Source organism: Pseudomonas syringae, assembly GCF_001698815.1.
Taxonomy (GTDB): domain Bacteria; phylum Pseudomonadota; class Gammaproteobacteria; order Pseudomonadales; family Pseudomonadaceae; genus Aquipseudomonas; species Aquipseudomonas syringae_A.
Genome location: NZ_LGSI01000040.1, coordinates 209,630 through 228,680 on the forward strand (window position 1 = coordinate 209,630; position 19,051 = coordinate 228,680).

General features: G+C 59.9%; 15 protein-coding genes. 2 read left to right on the top strand and 13 right to left on the bottom strand.

Features of this window, described 5'->3' with window-relative positions:
- Positions 1-280: 280 nt before the first annotated feature.
- From AFK24_RS12275 to AFK24_RS12325, 11 genes are all read right to left on the bottom strand, one after another.
- The gene (locus AFK24_RS12275) at positions 281-1,810 is read right to left on the bottom strand and encodes an inorganic phosphate transporter (protein WP_430962159.1); all 1,530 of its coding nucleotides are present in this window, start codon (positions 1,808-1,810) and stop codon (positions 281-283) included.
- 644 nt (positions 1,811-2,454) lie between these two features.
- Complete coding sequence (locus tag AFK24_RS12280; RefSeq protein WP_065833487.1) at positions 2,455-3,477, bottom strand: transporter; 1,023 nt, start codon at positions 3,475-3,477, stop codon at positions 2,455-2,457.
- A 108-nt stretch (positions 3,478-3,585) separates the two neighbouring features.
- On the bottom strand, positions 3,586-4,407 hold the full coding sequence (locus AFK24_RS12285) for an aldo/keto reductase (protein WP_065833488.1): 822 nt from the start codon (positions 4,405-4,407) through the stop codon (positions 3,586-3,588).
- Between the two features lie 72 nt (positions 4,408-4,479).
- Positions 4,480-5,916, bottom strand: coding sequence for an efflux transporter outer membrane subunit (locus tag AFK24_RS12290; RefSeq protein WP_065833489.1), 1,437 nt, complete (start codon positions 5,914-5,916; stop codon positions 4,480-4,482).
- A complete protein-coding gene (locus AFK24_RS12295; protein WP_065833490.1) occupies positions 5,913-6,812 on the bottom strand; it encodes an efflux RND transporter periplasmic adaptor subunit in 900 nt (299 codons plus the stop codon). The genes AFK24_RS12290 and AFK24_RS12295 overlap by 4 nt, the downstream gene beginning before the upstream one ends.
- The gene (locus AFK24_RS12300; RefSeq protein ID WP_020288749.1) at positions 6,809-7,018 is read right to left on the bottom strand and encodes a DUF1656 domain-containing protein; all 210 of its coding nucleotides are present in this window, start codon (positions 7,016-7,018) and stop codon (positions 6,809-6,811) included. The genes AFK24_RS12295 and AFK24_RS12300 overlap by 4 nt, the downstream gene beginning before the upstream one ends.
- Positions 7,015-9,102, bottom strand: a complete 2,088-nt coding sequence (locus AFK24_RS12305) for an FUSC family protein (protein ID WP_065833491.1) — start codon at positions 9,100-9,102, stop codon at positions 7,015-7,017. Before AFK24_RS12305 ends, AFK24_RS12300 begins: the two co-directional genes overlap by 4 nt.
- On the bottom strand, positions 9,099-9,551 hold the full coding sequence (locus AFK24_RS12310; RefSeq protein ID WP_065833492.1) for a MarR family winged helix-turn-helix transcriptional regulator: 453 nt from the start codon (positions 9,549-9,551) through the stop codon (positions 9,099-9,101). Before AFK24_RS12310 ends, AFK24_RS12305 begins: the two co-directional genes overlap by 4 nt.
- A 454-nt stretch (positions 9,552-10,005) precedes the next feature.
- A complete protein-coding gene (locus tag AFK24_RS12315) occupies positions 10,006-11,409 on the bottom strand; it encodes an ATP-binding protein (RefSeq protein ID WP_065833493.1) in 1,404 nt (467 codons plus the stop codon).
- The gene (locus AFK24_RS12320) at positions 11,406-13,211 is read right to left on the bottom strand and encodes a DAHL domain-containing protein (RefSeq protein ID WP_065833494.1); all 1,806 of its coding nucleotides are present in this window, start codon (positions 13,209-13,211) and stop codon (positions 11,406-11,408) included. Before AFK24_RS12320 ends, AFK24_RS12315 begins: the two co-directional genes overlap by 4 nt.
- Complete coding sequence (locus AFK24_RS12325; protein ID WP_065833495.1) at positions 13,208-14,167, bottom strand: cytochrome-c peroxidase; 960 nt, start codon at positions 14,165-14,167, stop codon at positions 13,208-13,210. The genes AFK24_RS12320 and AFK24_RS12325 overlap by 4 nt, the downstream gene beginning before the upstream one ends.
- A 212-nt stretch (positions 14,168-14,379) precedes the next feature.
- Between AFK24_RS12325 and AFK24_RS12330 the strand changes: the two genes are divergently transcribed.
- Positions 14,380-15,723 (top strand): HD domain-containing phosphohydrolase, encoded by a 1,344-nt coding sequence (locus AFK24_RS12330; protein ID WP_065833496.1) that lies wholly within the window; start codon positions 14,380-14,382, stop codon positions 15,721-15,723.
- Positions 15,724-16,144: 421 nt separating this feature from the next.
- Positions 16,145-16,813: a polysaccharide lyase family 7 protein gene (locus tag AFK24_RS12335; protein WP_065833497.1), complete on the top strand. Its 669-nt coding sequence runs from the start codon at positions 16,145-16,147 to the stop codon at positions 16,811-16,813.
- A 127-nt stretch (positions 16,814-16,940) separates the two neighbouring features.
- Here the strand turns inward: AFK24_RS12335 and AFK24_RS12340 are convergent, their stop codons facing one another.
- Positions 16,941-18,269: a heavy metal sensor histidine kinase gene (locus AFK24_RS12340; RefSeq protein WP_065833534.1), complete on the bottom strand. Its 1,329-nt coding sequence runs from the start codon at positions 18,267-18,269 to the stop codon at positions 16,941-16,943.
- A gap of 35 nt (positions 18,270-18,304) precedes the next feature.
- Positions 18,305-19,000, bottom strand: a complete 696-nt coding sequence (locus AFK24_RS12345; RefSeq protein WP_065833498.1) for a heavy metal response regulator transcription factor — start codon at positions 18,998-19,000, stop codon at positions 18,305-18,307.
- Positions 19,001-19,051 lie beyond the last annotated feature (51 nt).

A 19,051-nucleotide genomic window follows, 5' to 3' on the forward strand; every position in this document is an offset into this window, starting at 1 on the left:
ACCAAAGCAACGCGTATTCCTGTGGGAGGTTCCGCCCCGTCTTCGCGCCGCGTTGTCGCACAGCAAACACCGGCGCCCGTTGGAGCGAGGCTTGCCCGCGAAGAACGATAACGCGGTAGCGCTGGGTCACCGAGGCGTCTGATTCGCGGGCAAGCCTCGCTCCAACGAGCATTTCAATTCAACGGTTGCGCGTGTGTGACAAGAGAGGACTTGTCCTTGATAAGGCGTTTTGAGACTGAAATAGGTGTAAACCTATTTCAGGACTGGCACAGGCGTCAGGTTAGAAAATGTGAATAAACACCCAATACAACGACCCCGATAACAGGATCGCTGCCGGTAGCGTCAGCACCCAGGCCATCGCCAGGTTGCGCAAGGTACGCAGTTGCAGGCCCGAGCCATTGGCGACCATGGAACCCGCGACGCCGGATGACAGTACGTGAGTGGTGGAGACCGGCATGCCATACATGTCGGCGGCACCGATGGTCAGCATAGCGACGATCTCGGCTGATGCGCCCTGGGCGTAAGTCATGTGGGTCTTGCCGATTTTTTCGCCGACGGTGATGACGATGCGCCGCCAGCCGACCAGGGTTCCCAGGCCGAGGGCAATGGCTACGGCGATTTTCACCCAGGTTGGAATGAAGCGGGTGGCGCTGTCGATCTGGTCCTTGAACAACTTGAGCTTGTCCTGAGTGTCGGTATCGAAACTGCCGACCTTGTTTTTCTCCATCAGGCGGATGGTTTCCGAAGTCAGGTACATGTCGTTCCGCACGTTGGCCACAGCCTCGGCGGGGACTTTGGCCAGCGAGCCGTAGCTCTTGACCTGAATGCCGATCTTGCCGGCCATGACCGCCAGCGCCGGGATCAGATCGGGCGTGGCCTGTTTGCTGACCAGGTAGGCCGACAACGTCTGGCGTGGATCAGCCGGGGCAGGGGCGGGGACGCTTCGGCTCAAGGCTTGCTGAGTGACTTCGGCCACGGCAGCGAATTGAATCGACTGGTCGGCGGGCATGGTGCGGTTCAGGGCGTAGGCCATCGGCAGGGTGCCTACCAGGATCAGCATGATCAGGCCCATGCCTTTCTGTCCGTCGTTGGAACCGTGGGCAAATGACACGCCGGTGCAGGTGACGATCAGCATGCCGCGAATCCACCACGGCGGAGGCGAATTGCCTTTTGGCGCTTTGTACAGCGCCCGATTCTTGATGAACAGGCGCATGGCGAGCAGCAACAACGCCGCGCAGCCAAAGCCGACCAGCGGCGAAAGCAGCAACGAATAGCCGATCTTGGTCGCCTGGGACCAATCCACGCCGCTGGTGCCATCGCGGCCATGCATTAAGGCATTGGCCACACCTACGCCGATGATCGAGCCGATCAACGTGTGCGATGACGAAGCCGGCAAGCCCAACCACCACGTGCCGAGGTTCCAGATGATTGCCGCGATCAACAGGGCGAAGATCATCGCGAAACCGGCGCTGGAGCCGACTTGCAGGATCAATTCCACCGGCAGCAGCGCGATGATGCCGAACGCCACTGCACCGCTGGAAAACAGCACGCCGAGAAAGTTGAACAGCCCCGACCAGGCCACTGCGAAGTTTGGCGGCAGGGAATGGGTATAGATCACCGTGGCCACGGCGTTGGCGGTGTCATGGAAACCGTTGACGAACTCGAAACCCAAGGCGATGACCAGCGCCACGCCGAGCAGCAGGAACGGGGTCCAGGTGGTGACCACCGTGCCCATGTCGTCGACGTCTTGTTTCAGGCTGTAGGCGGTGAATAACAGGCCCATGGCGAGGATGACGAAGAACAGGCCCATGGTGAGTTTGCTGGGCTTGCGGGAGAACTGCGGCCTCGAATCGTCGGCGTGTCTGACTGAGTGCGGGGCCAGTGTGCTGGAAACCATGGTGCGCAATCCTGTGGGAAAGGGATGGCACCCATGTTCATTACAAAATGTTACAGCGTTGCGACATGGATCAAGGTTGTGATGATTAATCGGATGTTTGGTATCAATCGTTGGGGGATTCTATGGTCGGAATGCCTGGTTGTGTGAGAGGGGGCTTTGTGGGAGAGGCTTGTCCTCGAGGACGCCTTCCCGGACAAGTCCGGTCCTACCGGCTCAGCGCATACCTCTGTAGGAGGGGACTTGTCCCCGAGAGGCCTGCCGGGCCAACCTCAATCTGCCTGACAGAGCTTCGTTGCCTGAGCCAATGCTTCGAGGACAAGTCCTCTCTTAATCAAACACGCACAACCGTTGAATTGAAATGCTCGTTGGAGCGAGCGGGCGGCGTTCCGACTTGCCCGCGAATCAGACGCCTCGGTGACCCAGCCCTACCGCGTCATCGTTCTTCGCGGGCAAGCCTCGCTCCAACGGGTGCCGGTGTTTGCTGCGCGACAGCGCGGCGTCGAAGACGGGGCGGAACCTGCCACAGTGAAGTGGCATAATCTCCAACGAAGTTTCCGCTACGCCTGATCCCGATTCTTGCGAAACGCCCAGCGCCCGGCGATCAAGGTAAAGGTCGCCACCAGCGCGACCAGCACCCAGAAACCCTCGGGATCGGAAGCCAGCGGAATGCCCCCGACGTTCATGCCGAAGAAACCGGCGACGATGTTGATCGGCAGCGCCAGTACCGTGACCACGGTCAGGGTGAACAGGGTGCGGCTGCTTTGTTCATTAAGGTTGGCGGCGATTTCTTCCTGCAACAGCTTGATGCGTTCACCCAGCGCCGTCAGGTCGCTGATCACCAGCGCCGACTCTTCGGTGGACTGCCGCAGTTCTTGTACGTCGTCTTCCTGCAACCAGTACGGCGGCCGGTGCAGCAGGCGCATCAATGAGCCGGGCTCCAGCGCCAGCAGCCGCTGCAAACGAACCAACACCCGGCGCATGGCGCCCAGTTCCGAACGGTTATTGCTCAGGCGTTGCGACAACAACTGATCTTCGATTTTGTCCACGCTGACGCTGGTCTTGCGCAGAAACTGGGTCAGCACTTCGCCCTGGTCGCGAAGCAGGTGCGCGAGCAACTCCACGGGGGAACGAAACTGTTCGCCGCGTTTGACCGACGAACGCAGCTTGTCCACCGAACGCAACGGTAACTGGCGTGCGGTGATCAGCAATTGTCGGTGGGTGCAAACCCACAGGGTAGAGATGTCCGTGGACACCATATTGAAGTCGAAGACCACATCGTTGACCACCGCCAGCAGGGCCGAGTCCACGTGTTCGATGCGTGTCGAGCGCGAGCCTTCGTGGAGCGCCTCGAAGAATTCTTCCGGTAGTTCCAGATGGGTTTTCATCCAGCGCTCGCAACCGGCATGCGCCAGATTCAGGTGCAGCCAGAGAAATTCTTCCGGGTTTTCGGGCGTGCGCAGGCAACTCAAGGCGGCCGTCGAGCCGATCTCCTCACCGACTTCACCGGGACGAAAACGAAAACCATAGAGCAGGCCGAACAGATCGGAATCCTGATTTTTCTGCACGATGCTCTGGTTCATGGCTGCTCGCAGGTCTTGATACGCCCGGTCCGTGACAAATGGACGAAGGGCGCATCATGACAAGCGTTTATTTCAGTTTTGTTGCGGTTTGTGACCGATTGTTTCTCCTCAGACCATCGACAGACGCTGCTTGCGGGTCGGCGCAGGCCAGGCGCGATCGAGTTCGGCAATATCTTCCGGGGTCAGCGTCAGCTCGGCGGCGGCCAGGTTGAGGCGCAGATGCTCGGGATTGACCGCCTTGGGGATGGCGATCATCTGGTCCTGGCGCAACACCCACGCGAGGCTGATCTGCGCCGGCGTTGCGTTGTGGCGCGCGGCGACTGCCTGCAACGCCGGGTGATGCAGCAGGTTCCCGGCCTGGCCGATTGGGCAATACGCCATGGTCGGCATGCGCTGGGCCTTGGCCCAAGGCAGCAGGTCGAACTCGATGCCGCGCGCTTCAGGGTTGTACAGCACTTGATTGGTCGCGCAGTCCGGGTTGTTCAGCTCCAGCATGTCCGGCACGTCGAAATTGGACACGCCCCAACGGCCGATCTTGCCGGCTTCACGCAGGCGTTCGAAAGCCTCGACGGTTTCCTCCAGCGGATACTGGCCGGGCCAATGCAGCAGGTACAGATCGATAAAGTCAGTTTTCAGTCTTTTCAGGCTGCGCGCGCAAGCAGCGGGCACGCCCGTACGGCTGGCGTTATGCGGGTAGACCTTGCTGACCACAAAAACCTTGTCGCGCTGCCCGGCGATGGCTTCCCCCACCACTTGTTCGGCGGCGCCATCGGCATACATTTCGGCGGTGTCGATCAGGGTCATGCCCAGCTCGATGCCTTGACACAACGCGGCAATTTCCACGGAGCGCTGACGCGGGTCTTCACCCATGTGCCACGTCCCCTGACCCAAGACCGGTACGGTCTGCCCCGCGAGTTCAAGCGTACGCATGGGAACCCCTGCAATTGGATGAATGATGAGGAGTGTGGCACTGAAATGGGCAAAGGGTTCCCGAATACGGCCTTATTTCCCAGCCACCTTGCCCGCAGTCTCCCAGCCACCGCCCAACGCCAGGAACAGGTCGATTTGCCCCATCGCAACTTGAGTATTGGCCGTCGCCAGTTGTGCGCGGACGTCGGTGTAGGTGCGGGTGGCTTGCAGGTCGGCGAGGAAGGATTCGCGACCGGCCTGGAAGAAGCGGTGGGTCTGGTCGGCGGCCTGTTTGGCGGATTGTTCGGCATCGGCCAAGGCGTCACGGCGTTCCAGCAAGGCGGTGTATTGCGCCAGGCCGGTCTGGGTTTCGCGGATGGCGTTGAGCACCACGCCGTCGAAGCGGGCCAGCGCCGCCTGGGTCGAGGCTTCGGCCTGATGAATCCGCGCGCGGGAGCCGTTGGACGGGATGGTCCAGTTCAGCAGCGGGCCGAATCCCCAGCGATTGGTGGCGGGTTTGCCGAGGTTTTCCAGCAGGCCCACGGTGCCAACCGTCGCGCCGATGCTGATGTCCGGATACAACTCGCCGGTTGCCACGCCAATTTCCGCAGTGGCAGCGGCAAGGCGGCGTTCGGCCTGGCGTACATCGGGCCGACGCTTGAGCAATGCGGCGCCATCGCCCACGGGCATCACTTGCGCGATATGCGGCAACTCGTTGCAGGTCGCCACGCCTGTTGGCAGCTGGTTCAGCGGCTTGGCCAGCAGCATCGACAGGCGAAACAGCCCGGCCTGGCGCAGTGCTTCGTAGCGTGGAAGCTCGGCGCGCAGGGATTTGAATTGGGTTTGCGAGCGGGTGACCTGGGTTTCATCGCCACGACCGGCATCACGCAAGCGCTGCGTCAGCGTCACGCCTTGCTGCTGAAGGTCCAGGGATTCCAGCGCGATGTCGTGTTCTTCGTTGGCGGCGCACACCTGGGTATAAGCGCGCACCACATCGGCAACCAGGGTGATGCGCGCCGTATCGGCCGCTGCCTGAGTCGCGTCGACATTGGCGTTCGCCGCTTCGATGCCGCGTTGCAAGGTGCCAAACAGATCGAATTGATACGAGGTGGTGATCCCGACGTTACCGACATTGCCCACCGGCACTTTGTCCGCCAGGAGAAAGGCCTCGCCCGATTCCTGAAGACGTTCCGCACCGATCTTCACGCCACTGCTGAAACCGCCTGCGGCCTGAGCCTCGGCAGTCTGATAGCGGGCGCGTTGCAGGTTGGCGGCGGCGATGCGCAGGTCCGTGTTGGAGGCCATGGCCTGTTGCACTAACTGATCGAGGCGCGGGTCTTGATACAACCGCCACCAATCGGTGGGCACCGGCGCGGAAATGGTGTTGACCGATTTACCCGCGAGTTCGCCCTGCAAATCCGCACGATTAACGGCCGCGTCTGCGGGCAGCTTGTAATCCGGGCCGACGACCTGGCACGCCGACAACAGCAAGCCAAGCCCGACCGTTGTCAGGCGCGTGAGGTGTTTCATTGCGCGGGCTCCCTGGTGGAATGCGTCTGCGCGTCGTCGATGATCGACACTGTGGCGGTACGCCCGGCGATCATGCGGAAGTCGGCTGGCACTTCATCAAAGGCGATACGCACCGGAATCCGCTGCGCGAGCCGCACCCAGCTGAACGCCGGGTTGACGTTAGGCAGCAGGTTCGAGCCGCTGCTGCGGTCGCGGTCTTCGATACCGGCGACGATGCTCACCACATGGCCGCGCAGCCGGGCGTTGTCGCCGATCACGCGGATATCCACGCCTTGGCCGATATGAATGCCGTCGAGTTTGGTTTCTTCGAAATAGCCATCGATGTGAAAGGACGTGCCGTCCACCACCGACAGCACGGCGCGGCCTGCGGTGACGAATTCATGGGCGCGGGGTGCGCGGTCGTTGAGGTAACCGTCAACCGGGCTGCGGATCACCGAGCGATCCAGGTTCAGCTGTGCAGCGTCCACGGCCACTTGCGACTCATTGAGCGCGGACAAGGCGCGGGCTTCACGGGACTGGCTTTCTTCCAGTTGCTCGCGGGCCACCAGATTGCCCAGGCCACGGTTACGTTTGTTTTCGCGACGGGCCTGCTCGTAGGTTTCCTGGCGTTCGGCGACCGTTGCCTGCGCCTGGCGCAGGGCCAGGCGGAAGCGGTCCTGATCAATGGTGAACAGCACCTGGCCCTTGGTTACCGACTGGTTATCGCTCACATCGACTTTCTGGATCAACCCGGAAACGTCCGGGGCGATCTGGATGATGTCGGCGCGGATATGCCCATCGCGGGTCCACGGGGCGTACATGTAATACATGACCATGCGCCAGACCACGATGGCGGCGAAGACCACAACGAGCAAAGTCAGGACCACACGGCCCAGTGTCAGCAGAGGTTTTTTCATTTCATCAGGTATCGACTGAGAGTATCCACGGCGCCGAGGAGCAAAGCGTATAGACCTACGTTGAACAATGCCCGGTGCCAGACCAGGCGGTAAAAGTGGACACGCGACAACCCAGCGTGGACCACCAGAAACAGCAAATACGTGATGCCCATCAGCGCCAGGAAGGTGGGGACGAACACCCCGCTGATGTCCAGATCACCGATCATAGAGGTGCTCCGTCAATGCCATAGGGAGGTTGTTCTTCGGTTTCCGCCGCCGGGTGGACGATCTCGACACCGGGCAACAATGCCAGGCGCAAGCCGCTCAAGGCGTGCAGCAGGTGCGGGCGAGCCGGTTCGTCGCCGAGGTCTTCAGCGCTCAAGGCGCGACGGGCGCGGTCCATGGTCATCAGCAGACCTTTGGGAGCCGGCAGTCGTTCGCCGGCATCCAGGCAGGCCTGAAAATAACCGCCCACTTCATCCACCACCTGCCGTACCAGCACTTGCTGGGCGGCATGAACCCGCGGTAACCAGGCCAGCAGATCCAGCAGGTTCAACGCCACACGCAGCTCGCGCAGGGCAATGCCGGTGTCCTGCGCGGTAATCGTCAGGCGCGGCAAATGCTGCATCAGGCGGTCGAGCATCTGCGCGCCCATGGCGCGGTGCTCGGCCAACGTTGCCGGTTCGGTCAGCGCCACGATGTCGCGCCAGCTGAAACGGGTCAGACGCTTGGCCGCCAGTTCGACGCCGAACGGCCGCACCACCAGGGTCCAGACAAAAGCAAACAACAGCCCGACGGGACCGGCCAGGTTGGAATTGACGAAGTTCAGGAAGTCCGCGTCGTAGGCGCTTTGAATGCTGATGAATGACGAGGTGTTGACGATGGTCAGCAGCGTCCCGAGGTAGAAGCGCGGCTGTACGGTAAGCGTGCCGACGCAAATGAACGGCACCGCAAACGCCAGCACCAGCATCGGGAAATCATGCAGATTGGGCAGGACCACGAACAGATACAGGCTGGCGAAGACCACCGAGAGCATGGTCCAGAAAAAGAACCGGTAGATCTGCGGCGCCGGGTCGTCCATGGCCGCGAAGAAACTGCACGACACCGCTGCCAGTGCGACCGCCGCTGCGCCGTCGGGCCATCCCAGCAGAATCCACAGCACCGAGGCGACGATGATCGCCAGCACAGTCGACGTCACCGAATACAACATCAGCCCGCGATCCAGGAACGGCGTGATTCGCCCCAGCCGCCAATGGCGATAGACCGCGCGCCATGGCGTCTGGTCGTCGGTCTTGATCGCGTGTTGCAGCGTGCGGCAGTCCTGCCACAGATCGATCCATTCGCCCAGACGGAACAGCGCGTTGGACAGCAGTAATTGACGCCGGTCGTCCAGTTGCGCGGCCGTGGGTTGCAGGCGCTCAAGCTCCTGGTGCAAGCGTTGCCACTGCTCAAACTGCAAACCGCTGGCCGTGTTATCCAGCCAGGCGCGGGTGTCGATCAGCAGCGGTGCAAGATTGGCGACCAGTTCCGGGGTGCGACGGTCCAGTGCCCACAAGGCATCGTCCAGAGCGTCGATCACCGGCAGTAAGTGGATCATCCGGCCGCGCAGTTCCTTGGCGTTGCGCACGGTCTGGCTGCGCGCGCCTTCATGGGGCAATTGACCGATCATCAGCTCCAGGCTGTTGAAGGTGGCGACCATGGAACCGCGCAAGGCGCCGACTTCTTCCGCGCTGACCGTGCGGGCCAGGAAGCGATCGCTGTAGGCCGAAGCATCGCTGAACCATTTGTCCGTCGCGCCCTGCATGACCGGCGCCAGGCGACGTGGCCAGAACATGCTGCCCACTACCGCCGCGCAAACGATGCCGAGGAAAATTTCTTCGGTGCGCGCCACGGCGATTTCGAACACCGCTTGCGGGTTATCCACCACCGGAAAGGAGATCAGCGGCAGCGTGTAGCCGGCCAGCATCAAGGCGTAGCTGTTGGCGGTGCGCAGGTGCAGGGACAGGAACAATAAAGTGCCGGTCCACAGCGCAATCACTGCGGCCAGCAGAAACGGCGTCTGCACAAACATCGGCACCAGAAACACTGCCGCAGCGGCGCCAGCCATCGTACCCAGGGCGCGGTACAACGCCTTGGAACTGGTCGGGCCGACAAACGGGCTGGAGACGATATACACCGTAGCCATCGCCCAATACGGTCGAGGCATCTCCATCAGCAGGGCGATGTACAACGCCAGCATCGAAGCGCCGAAAGTGCGCACGCCGTAAAACCAGTCGCGTGCCGGGGGAACGCCCGCAAAGAAATCTTTCAAACTGGCCCCGCTGTGTCCGGATGCGCCGCGTCGGCAAAGGCTTTGAAGACGCGCAATGTCGCGTCGAGATCCTCACGAGCGACGTTTTTCAGGACCTCCCGGCGCAGGCGAATCAATTCTTCTTCGATGGCCAGCGATAAGGTTCTGCCGCTTTCGGTCAGGCTCAAGGCTTTGGCCCGGCGATCATTCGGATCTTCGGTGCGACAGACGATGCCCGCGTTGCACAGTTGGTCAAGCAGGCGCACCAGCGTCGGGCTTTCCATGCCGGCAGCATGGGCCACAGTGACCTGATTCACGCCATCGCCCAGGCGCAGGATCATCAGCAAAGGGCCAGCGCAGGCTTCGGACACGCCATAGGTGACCAGCGTGTTCTGGCAGATCCGTCGCCATTGGCGCGACGCAGCCACCATGCCGCTGCTGATATTCATCTGCAGTGAGTCAAGGGACATGAGATGGACCGGGTTGAAATAGTTGGGGTTGATATTGTTCGTAGAGACATTATTAGCTTGCTAACTATTAATATCCTGTAACAAAGGGTTACAGTCAACCCCGAAGTGCCGGGTGGGAGATTTTTTTATGAGGATCGCGCAGGTTGATCTGTAGGAGCGAATTCATTCGCGAGGCTATAGTTTGGCTACTCGATTGAGGGCGTCCGCCAGGGCTTTATCTCAGTCGATAACCGTGCCACCTGAAAATCCGATTCGCGGGCAAGCCTTCAACAACAACCGCGTCGGCGCAGGTAATGAAGGCGGGTCAGGTGGATTGAGGATGGCGGGGCTGGCTTCTCGGGGACAAGTCCCCTCCTACCGGTTTTGCATCGGCCCGGTAGGACCGGACCTGTCCGGGAAGAACGATGACGCGGTAGGTCTGGCCCACCGCGGTGCCTGATTCGCCAATAAGTTATCAGGCTGTTGCGGTCTGATGAATCGGCAACATGACCTTGAACGCGGTACCCACGCCCACTTCGCTGCGCACGGTGATATGCCCGCCGTGTTTGTTCACGATGCCGTACGACAGCGACAGGCCAAGGCCGGTGCCCTGGCCGACGGGTTTGGTCGTGTAGAACGGGTCGAAAATGCGTTGCAGCGATTCCGGGGCAATGCCCGAACCGTTGTCAGCCACTTCCAGCCACACTTGATCGTCCTCCACGCCACTGCGGATCGTGATCTTGCCGCGTTGCGTACCCATCGCCTGTGCGGCGTTGACCACCAGGTTCATGACCACCTGATTGATTTGCGAGGGCAGGCATTCGATTTCCGGAAGGTCGCCGTATTCCTTGATCACGTCAGCCTTGTATTTCAATTCATTGGCGGCGATGTTCAAGGTCGAATCGACGCCGTCATGCACGTTCGCCCATTGCCATTGTTCACTGGAATCCACCCGTGAGAACGCCTTCAGATCCTTGACGATTTTTCCGGCGCGGCTGATGCCTTCCTTGGACTCCGCGATCAACACGGGGATGTCTTCCAGCAGGTAATCCAGTTCCACCTGTTCACGAAGGGCTGCCAACTGTTGTTCAGTCGGTCCCGGCGGCATCGCTTTTTCCGCCAGGCGATAGGCATCGAGCATTTCCTGGAGTTTGCTGAAGTAGCCTTCCAGGGTGCCCAGATTGGAGGAAATAAAGCCGATGGGATTGTTGATTTCATGGGCAACACCTGCCGCCAGCTGGCCCAGTGAGGCGAGTTTTTCCGATTGCACCAGTTGGCTTTCCAGCAGTTTTCGCTCGTCGATTTCCCGCCGCAGTGCTTCGCTGGTCTGGGTCAGTTCAACGGTGCGTCGTTCGACCAGGTTTTCCAGCAAGTCCATCTGTACCGAAGCGCGCTCGGCCATTTCCCATTTGTTGGTCAGGGTGTTGGCCAGTTGCTGGACTTCGATGTTGTCGAAAGGCTTTTTCAGAATCAGCAGGCGGTCATGGCCTTGCAACCGGTCCAGCAGTTCGTCCCAGGAATAATCGGTATAAGCGGTGCACACCACGATTTGCAGGCGCGGGTCCGCCACCCACAAATGTTCGATGGTCTTGGCGCCGTCCCAGCCTTGGGGCATGCGCATGTCGACGAAAGCCAGGGCGTAGGGAAGATTCTGCGCCAGCGCCTCGTTGACCTTGGCCAATCCTTCCTCGCCGCCGTAAGCGGAGTCCAGCGAGAACGGCTTGCCGACCACCGGAATTTCGTTGCCGAACAGGGCCGCCTCCATCAGGTCCAGTTCCTCATTGGATACGTCAGAGGGCGTGAGGATCTTGCGGAAATCTTCATGGATGGACGGTGTGTCGTCGATCAGAAGGATGCGTCGGTTAGTGAGACTTTTCATTGCGCACCTGCGGCAGGCTTGAATGGGAGATCCAGGGTGAACGAGGCACCTTTGCCGGGGCCGTCGCTATGGGCCGTCAACTGCCCGTTCATCTCAACTGCAGCCAGCGCACAGCTATGCAGTCCGAAACCATGGCCCTCCTTGCGGGTGGTGAATCCGTGAACAAACAGACGCGGCAGGTTTTCCGGCGAGATACCTTCGCCTTCGTCCTTGACGCAGATGCGCAGCGTTGTACCCCCGACAATGTTCACCGCCAGGGTTATCTTGCGTGCCGCATTGTCGGTCTGGGTCATGGCGTATTTGGCGTTGCTGATCAGGTTGATCATGATCAGCAGGATTCGGTGTTTGTCGCCCATTATTTCCGGCACGCTGCCGTACTCGCGTACCACGGCGACACTGTGACGGGTCAAGGCGCCGGAGTTCATGTGCAGGGCGTCCTCCAGCAAGGAGGTGATGCTCAGCGTTTCGACGAGGTCGGCGGCGCCCGCATAGGACTGCTGTGTCGCCACGATTTCCTTGATGTGGTCCACGCTTTTGGTCAGACGTTCCAGCTCCTCGGCGATGCTCTGTTGTTCCATGTCCAGGGTGATCACCAACTGGTTCAGGTAACCGGGCAGCAGCCTGCCTTTCTCGTCCAGGGCCATGAAATTGCCAAGGTCTGCCGCATGCTCGTTCATCATCGCCACGGCCTTGGCCAGGCCGCGAGACTTGCTGTCGCGAACCCGGCGTGTCACCAGTTCTGCGGAAATGTTCACGCTGTTGAGCACGTTGCCAACGTTATGCAAAACGTTGGTGGCGATCTCCGCCATCCCGGCCTGACGCGCAGTGTCCATCAGTTCGGTCTGCGCATTCCTGAGTTCGCACGTGCGCTCCTCGACCCGTCGCTCCAGGCTCGCATTGGCTTCCTGCAAGGCTTTATTGACGTCGTTGATCACTTTGTAGCTGCGCACCAGACGATGCACCAGATACAACAGCAGCAGCGCCATCACCGCCGAAAGGATGATCAAGTACAGGTGGTACTGCTGCTCTTTTTCCACGGCTTGTTGTTGATGAGCGTTGAGCATCTGGTTAATGGCATCCAGGCGTTCCGCCACGGGCACTGCAGCGATGCGGCCCAGAAGCTCATTGACGAACGGCTGTTCCCGCTGGATCAGGTTGATGTGATTGAGCAGGATGCTGATCGAGGCGCTGAGCGGCGCCGGCAGCAGATCACTGGCCGCACGCACCCGATTGATCCCCACTTCGATCTCGGCAGACTTGTCAGACGTTGCCGACTGGGCGAACTCCAGACCGGTCAACAGCAGGTCATAAATATTGGTCGCGGTGTTCTGCAGCAAGACGGGATCTTCAACCCGTGCCAGCTGAAACTGAATGTCATCCGCTGCCGAGGGCAAAAATGCCAGGGAGTTGCGCAGCACTGCATCGTGGGACTTGAACTGTTCCACCAGCTCCGTCTTGAGTTCCAGAGCCGCCAGGTAGACATCGCGATGGGCTTTCCATTCGTCGGTTTGTTGGCCGGGGTCAAGGTGCAGCATCGTTTCGAAACTGGCCCCCAGGCGCTTCATTTCCGTAAGGGGGGCGACCAGCAGGTCGTAATCCTGGGTTACGCCCATCCGCGACTTGAGGATTTCCGTTTCCCAGTGGGCATCCAGCTGTTTGAGCTGGCGTATTACGTCCCGGGACTCGAAGTAGGTGGAAGTCTCATGGGAGATGGAATTGAAATACAAAAACACCAGAACCGCGGCGATGCTCAGGGTTGCGGCACCCAACAGCGAGGCGTTCGAGCGGCGGGACATTTTCATAGGGGTTTACCTGCCAGTTCACCGGTCAGGGTTTTCAGAAACTGCACAATCAGCGATTTATCCTGCTCGGTCGGGACACGGCCCAATTGATAGGTGAACATCACGTCGACGGCCTGTTCCAGGGTAGCGGCTGATCCGTCGTGAAAATAAGGCGCAGTGATCGCGATGTTACGCAGGCTCGGCACCTTGAATACGTTGCGGTCGCTCTCGTTGCCGGTCACGAGAAAGCGTCCCTGGTCAGCGTCCGTGACGTTACCCCTGGCTTTGAAGTAATCACCCATGACCCCGAACTTCTGAAACATGTTGCCACCGATGTTGACCCCCTGATGGCAGGCAATGCAGCCGTATTGCTTGAAGCGCTGATAGCCGTACTTTTCGTCCACGGTGAGGATGTCCGTGTCACCTTTGAGGTAGCGATCGAAGCGCGAGTTGGGGGTAATCAGGGTGCGCTCATAGCTTTGCAGCGCTTGCTGGATGTTGGCGATGGTGACGCCGTCGGTGTAGGCGGCGGCAAAGGCTGTCCGGTAATGAGTGTCGCTGGACAGCTGGGCGCTGACGTGTTCCCAGGAACTGCCCATTTCCTGCGGGCTTTGCACCACTTCATGGATCTGCGCCGTCAGGGAATCGGCGCGACCGTTCCAGAACTGCTTGAAATTCAGCGCCGCATTGAACACCGTCGGCGTATTGATCGACAACGTATTGCCTTGAAAACCAATCGACAGCGACTTGTCGTCGGCGCCGCCGTGGTCCAGGCGATGGCAACTGGCGCAGGAAAGCGTGCCATTGGCTGAAAGGCGTACTTCATTGAACAACTGGCGGCCCAGTTCGACCTGCTGCGGGTCTTGTACCACGACATCAGGCAGCGGCTGGAGCGGCTCATTCAAGGGCAGTGCGACACTGGCGGTCGATACGCCCAGACTCAGGGCGAGGACAACAATCAATCCATATGAAGACATCTATAGCGTCCTGTGCCAATGGAATAGAGCTTCCGGGAAGCGGCGCAGACGGGCCGGGCGCCGGACCGATAACTGTATGTCGGCTGCCGCAGGATTTTAGTGAGCCGGCCAGGCGAATATAAATGCCCTTCCCCAAGCTCATGGACTAACGCATTATCTCCAGTAGCGATGGAACTTAACGCGCACAAATAAATGCTAATCAAGGTGTCGACATGGACGAACAATCTGGTTCCGAGGTTGAATTCAAGCCCAATGTGTTGCTGGTAGACGACGAGGAACTCATCCTCAGCAGCCTGCGTCGCTTACTTCGCTCTCACGGCTACAACCTTTTCCTTGCCGATAGCGGGGCCAAGGCGCTGGAGATCATGGCGCAGCAGCGTATTGATCTGGTAATGAGCGATGCGCGCATGCCGAACATGGACGGCGCGACGTTGCTGGCCGAGATCAACAAACGTTATCCCTCGACCATGCGCATCCTGCTCACCGGCTTCGCCGACGTGGACATGATTGCCAAGGCCATCAACGAAGGCCGTATTCACAGCTACATCAGCAAACCCTGGAACGATGAAGAGATGCTGCTGACCCTGCGCCAGTTGTTTGCGCATCAGCATTCGGAACGGGAGCGGGTACGGCTTGAGAAGCTCACCAAGGTGCAGAACGAAGCCTTGCAGTCGATGAATATCACCCTGGAAAACCGCGTTGCGGCGCGTACTTCCGAGCTGCAACAGACTGCCGACATGCTCGATCTGGCTTACGACGAGCTCAAGCGCAGCTACGCGACCAGCACTGAGGTTTTCTCGGTGCTGCTCAACCAGCGCCTGCCGCACGATAAACAGACCAATCGGCAGATTATCGATCTGGTCCGCACTTACGCTCAGGTCCACCCCATGGATGAAGCCAGCCAGCGCGACCTGAGCATGGCGGCGGCGTTGCACAATATCGGCAAGCTGAGCTGGACTGACAGCATGATGAGTGCGCCGGCGGACTTGCTCAATCACACCGAGCGCGACCGCTATCGCAGCTATCCAAAGAAAAGCGAATCGGTGCTGATGACGCTGGAGCCGATGCAGGATGCGGCGCGGCTGATTCTTCACCACCAGGAGCGCTGGGACGGGACGGGTTTCCCCGACCACCTCAAGGGCGAGGCCATTCCATTCGGTTCGCGCCTGCTCAAGCTCGCCGTGGATTTCATTGAACTGCAGCATGGCTTGATTCTTGAACGGCAGATGAACAGCGACGAAGCCCTGACCTTCATCCGCAAATACAGCGGGCGTCTGTACGATCCAGGCTTGCTGGAGGACTTCGTCAAGGTGTGCGCCATCTACCAGAGCGACGTGACCCTGGGCGATCCGTTGGTCAAGGGCTTCACCACGCGCGAGCTGGAGGCGGGGATGGCGCTGGCACGCAACCTGAGTGCCGACAACGGCATGCTGTTGCTCAATGCCGGCAAAGTGCTCAGCGAGCAGCTCATCCAGAAGCTGATCGCTTTTGAAGCCATGGAAGCCAGCAAGTACACGGTTTTCGTGCGTCTGGAAGCGCCCGTCCTCGCTGACTGAGCGCTGCGAACAGCGCTTGAACCGTCAGCCTGTGCCTCATCGGTGCGCAGGCTGACCGTAACAAGTTAAAAAAGTGCCTTTCTTAAGCAAAAAAATACGACCGTTCGTCTTAATTCCCGCGAAAAATACCCCTCAGAAAATGTATCAGCGACGCTACCACAGCAAAAAACTGACGCGCGACCCCGGCCTAGAGGCCTCGTGGGCTAACAACTGCCATTCAAATGAAGCTGTACAAGTTCCGACTCAAATACTGGCTAAATAATAGCCATTGAGTTTGTGTGTGGTTTTATTGACGCCAAAGCTCTGTCGTTGGCGCTATTTAAACCGAAGATCCAGCCGATACTCCGAGACGAAGCCAATGGGCAGCAACAGCCCGATATAGACACTTTGTCGGTGCGCCAGCGCACCTCGTGAGTACGCAATGATTGATCTCGCCATGTGGAACCTGTCTGTACCGGTCGGCACACCTGCCACCACGATTGATACGCCGAAACTGCTGGGCGGTTATGAGGATGGCTATTTCCGTTCGGGCAACACCCTGTTTTTCTGGGCGCCAGTCACCGGCTCACGCACTGAAAACGCGGTCTATCCCAGGACCGAGTTGCGCGAAACCAAGGCCGACGGCAGCGTCAACAACTGGACGTACTCGCAGGCGGACAACTTCCTCAGGGCCGCGCTGACGGTCAATCAGGTGCCTTCCACGGGCAAGATCGTGATCGGTCAGATCCACTGCTACCAGAGCACCGAGCCGCTGCTCAAGGTGGAATATCAGTTCAAGGAAAAACTGCAGACCGGCAACATCGTCGCTAAATTCCGCCGCAGCCCGGAGGCGGAAATCGAGGTGGTCATCATCGCCGAAGGCATCCCCTTGAATCAGCGCTTCAGCTACAGCATCCACCTGACTCCGGCCGGCAATCTGACGGTCAATGCCTCGGAATTTGTCTGGAACGCCAAACTCGACGCGACCTGGAGCACCAAGCTGCTGTATTTCAAGGCAGGGGTTTATACCCAGGACAACACCGGCTACGCCACCGAAGGCGGCGCGGCGACGTTCTACAAGCTGACGATCAATCACGACAAGAAGGCGTGATTGGTCCGGTGCGAAAAACACCGGCACCGTTGGAGCGAGGCTTGCCCGCGAAGAACGATAACGCGGTGAATCTGATCCACCGAGGCGCCTGATTCGCGGGCGAGCCTCGCTCCAACGAATCGCAGGCTCAGCCGGGAAAAACCAGCGTAAAACAAATCCTCCCCGCCACCGGCTGCGCCACTGCAACCCGGCCGCCATGCAGATGCATGATCGCCGCGACAATCGCCAGGCCCAGCCCGTTGGAGTCCGAGCTTTGATGGCGGGAGGCGTCGCCCCGGTAGAAACGGTCGAACAGTTTGCCCAAAGCCGCTTCGGCCAGGGGTGGCCCCTGATTGTCGACTTCGATCAACCAATGCCCAGCGTGCTGTTTGACCCGTACCAGAATGTCGCTGCCTGGGTCGGCATAACGAATCGCATTGGCCACCAGATTGCTCAATGCCCGGCGCAGCAGGATCGGGTCGGCCTGCAAGCTGCCATCGCCTGACGTCTGGATATTCAACTGCCGCTCTTCGGCAAGGCCTTCGAAATATCCGGCAATCCGCTGCAATTCGTCTTGCAGGCTCAGCGGCTGACGTTCAAGTACCGACTGGGCTTCATCGGCGCGAGCGAGAAACAGAATGCTCTCGACCAGGCGCGAAATGCGTTCCAGTTCTTCAAGGTTCGACGCCAGCAGCGCCTGGTATTCATCGACGCTGCGCGACTGGCGCAGCGCAACCTGGCAATGGCCCATCAAGGAACCCACCGGCGTGCGGATTTCATGGGCCAGGTCGGCGGAAAACTGCGTCAGGCGTTGATAGCCATCATCCAGCCGTTCCAGCATGGCGTTGAATGCATCCACCAGCGGCTGCAATTCCACCGGGGTGTCCTGATTGTCGAGGCGCGTATGCAGGCGCGCGGGGGTGATGTCCGAAGCGTGCGCTGTCATCCGCCGCAGCGGGCGCAGGCCGCGACGCAACAGGACATAGCCGAGCAGGGCAGTGATCAGGAACGCCAGGGTCGTAGCGGCATAAATACGCTGACGGAAGCTTTCCAGCATGGCCATCTCTTTGACCATCAAATGCGCGGCAGTCAGGCGCACCTCAACCCCGCCGGACACCGCCGCGACCGATGCCGCACGCAACGGCACACCTTGCTGGCTCACGCCGCTGCGCAAATCGGTGTCGCGCAACGGCATGTCCTGCGGCACCACGGAAAGGTCCGGCAAGGGTGCGCGCTGCGGGTTCACGGAAATGACCGGCGCCTTACCCGGTTCGCCAATGACAAAAATATCTTCCTCGCTGTCGAGCATGTTCTCGAACAACTGCGGGCTACCCTTGAGATTGTCCAGGGTCAGATCGTAATGCAGCAGTTTGCGAAAGTGATCGAGGCGCGCCAGTACCGCGTGGTCGGTGCGCTGCATCACCGACTGTTTCATCGAGGCGTACAAATACCAGCCCGCGCTGCTCACGGTAAACATCGCCACCAGCGCGAAGGCCAGGCTTGAGCGCAGGATCAGGGATGGTTGGCGTCGGGACCGCACGGCCGCACCTCGCAGACATAACCGATGCCGCGCACCGTGTGGATGAGTTTGACCGGGAAGGGCAGGTCGACTTTGCTGCGCAGGCGTTTGATCGCCACGTCGACGACGTTGGTGTCACTGTCGAAATTCATGTCCCAGACTTCCGAGGCAATTTGCGCCCTGGACAGTACATCGCCTTCGCGGCGCAGCAGCAGGTGCAGCAAGGCGAACTCTTTGTTGGTCAGGACAATCACCTGTTGCTGGCGGGTGACGCGGCGACGCAGCAGGTCCAGTTCCAGATCCGCCAGATGAAAATGATCGGCCTCGCGCACCACGCCCCGGCGCAGGATGGTGCGGATGCGCAGCAGCAATTCAGTGAAGGAAAACGGCTTGACCAGATAGTCGTCGGCACCCAGCTCCAGGCCGCGAATCCGGTCCTGCAACTGGTCGCGGGCGGTGAGGAACAACACCGGCACATCCTGTTTCGCGCGCAACACTTCGATAATCTGCCAGCCATTGATGCCCGGCAGCATCACGTCCAGCACGATCAGGTCGTAGGGGTTTTCCAGGGCCATGTGCAGGCCGTCAGTGCCGTGCTGGGTCCAGTCGACTTTATAACCGGATTCGCCAAGGCCCTTTTTCAGGTACTCGCCGGTCTTGGTGTCGTCTTCGATGAGCAGGATGTGCATGGTGGTTCCGCCTGTTCAGGCGCAGCACGCCGGGTGGAAAGCAAGTCTAAC

Bases quoted from the DNA above. Each gene is read 5' to 3' on its own strand.
- AFK24_RS12275 (WP_430962159.1), bottom strand. From the start codon at position 1,810: ATGGGCCTGTTCTTCGTCATCCTCGCCATGGGCCTGTTATTCACCGCC.
- AFK24_RS12280 (WP_065833487.1), bottom strand. From the start codon at position 3,477: ATGAACCAGAGCATCGTGCAGAAAAATCAGGATTCCGATCTGTTCGGC.
- AFK24_RS12285 (WP_065833488.1), bottom strand. From the start codon at position 4,407: ATGCGTACGCTTGAACTCGCGGGGCAGACCGTACCGGTCTTGGGTCAG.
- AFK24_RS12290 (WP_065833489.1), bottom strand. From the start codon at position 5,916: ATGAAACACCTCACGCGCCTGACAACGGTCGGGCTTGGCTTGCTGTTG.
- AFK24_RS12295 (WP_065833490.1), bottom strand. From the start codon at position 6,812: ATGAAAAAACCTCTGCTGACACTGGGCCGTGTGGTCCTGACTTTGCTC.
- AFK24_RS12300 (WP_020288749.1), bottom strand. From the start codon at position 7,018: ATGATCGGTGATCTGGACATCAGCGGGGTGTTCGTCCCCACCTTCCTG.
- AFK24_RS12310 (WP_065833492.1), bottom strand. From the start codon at position 9,551: ATGTCCCTTGACTCACTGCAGATGAATATCAGCAGCGGCATGGTGGCT.
- AFK24_RS12315 (WP_065833493.1), bottom strand. From the start codon at position 11,409: ATGAAAAGTCTCACTAACCGACGCATCCTTCTGATCGACGACACACCG.
- AFK24_RS12320 (WP_065833494.1), bottom strand. From the start codon at position 13,211: ATGAAAATGTCCCGCCGCTCGAACGCCTCGCTGTTGGGTGCCGCAACC.
- AFK24_RS12325 (WP_065833495.1), bottom strand. From the start codon at position 14,167: ATGTCTTCATATGGATTGATTGTTGTCCTCGCCCTGAGTCTGGGCGTA.
- AFK24_RS12330 (WP_065833496.1), top strand. From the start codon at position 14,380: ATGGACGAACAATCTGGTTCCGAGGTTGAATTCAAGCCCAATGTGTTG.
- AFK24_RS12335 (WP_065833497.1), top strand. From the start codon at position 16,145: ATGATTGATCTCGCCATGTGGAACCTGTCTGTACCGGTCGGCACACCT.
- AFK24_RS12340 (WP_065833534.1), bottom strand. From the start codon at position 18,269: ATGTTTACCGTGAGCAGCGCGGGCTGGTATTTGTACGCCTCGATGAAA.
- AFK24_RS12345 (WP_065833498.1), bottom strand. From the start codon at position 19,000: ATGCACATCCTGCTCATCGAAGACGACACCAAGACCGGCGAGTACCTG.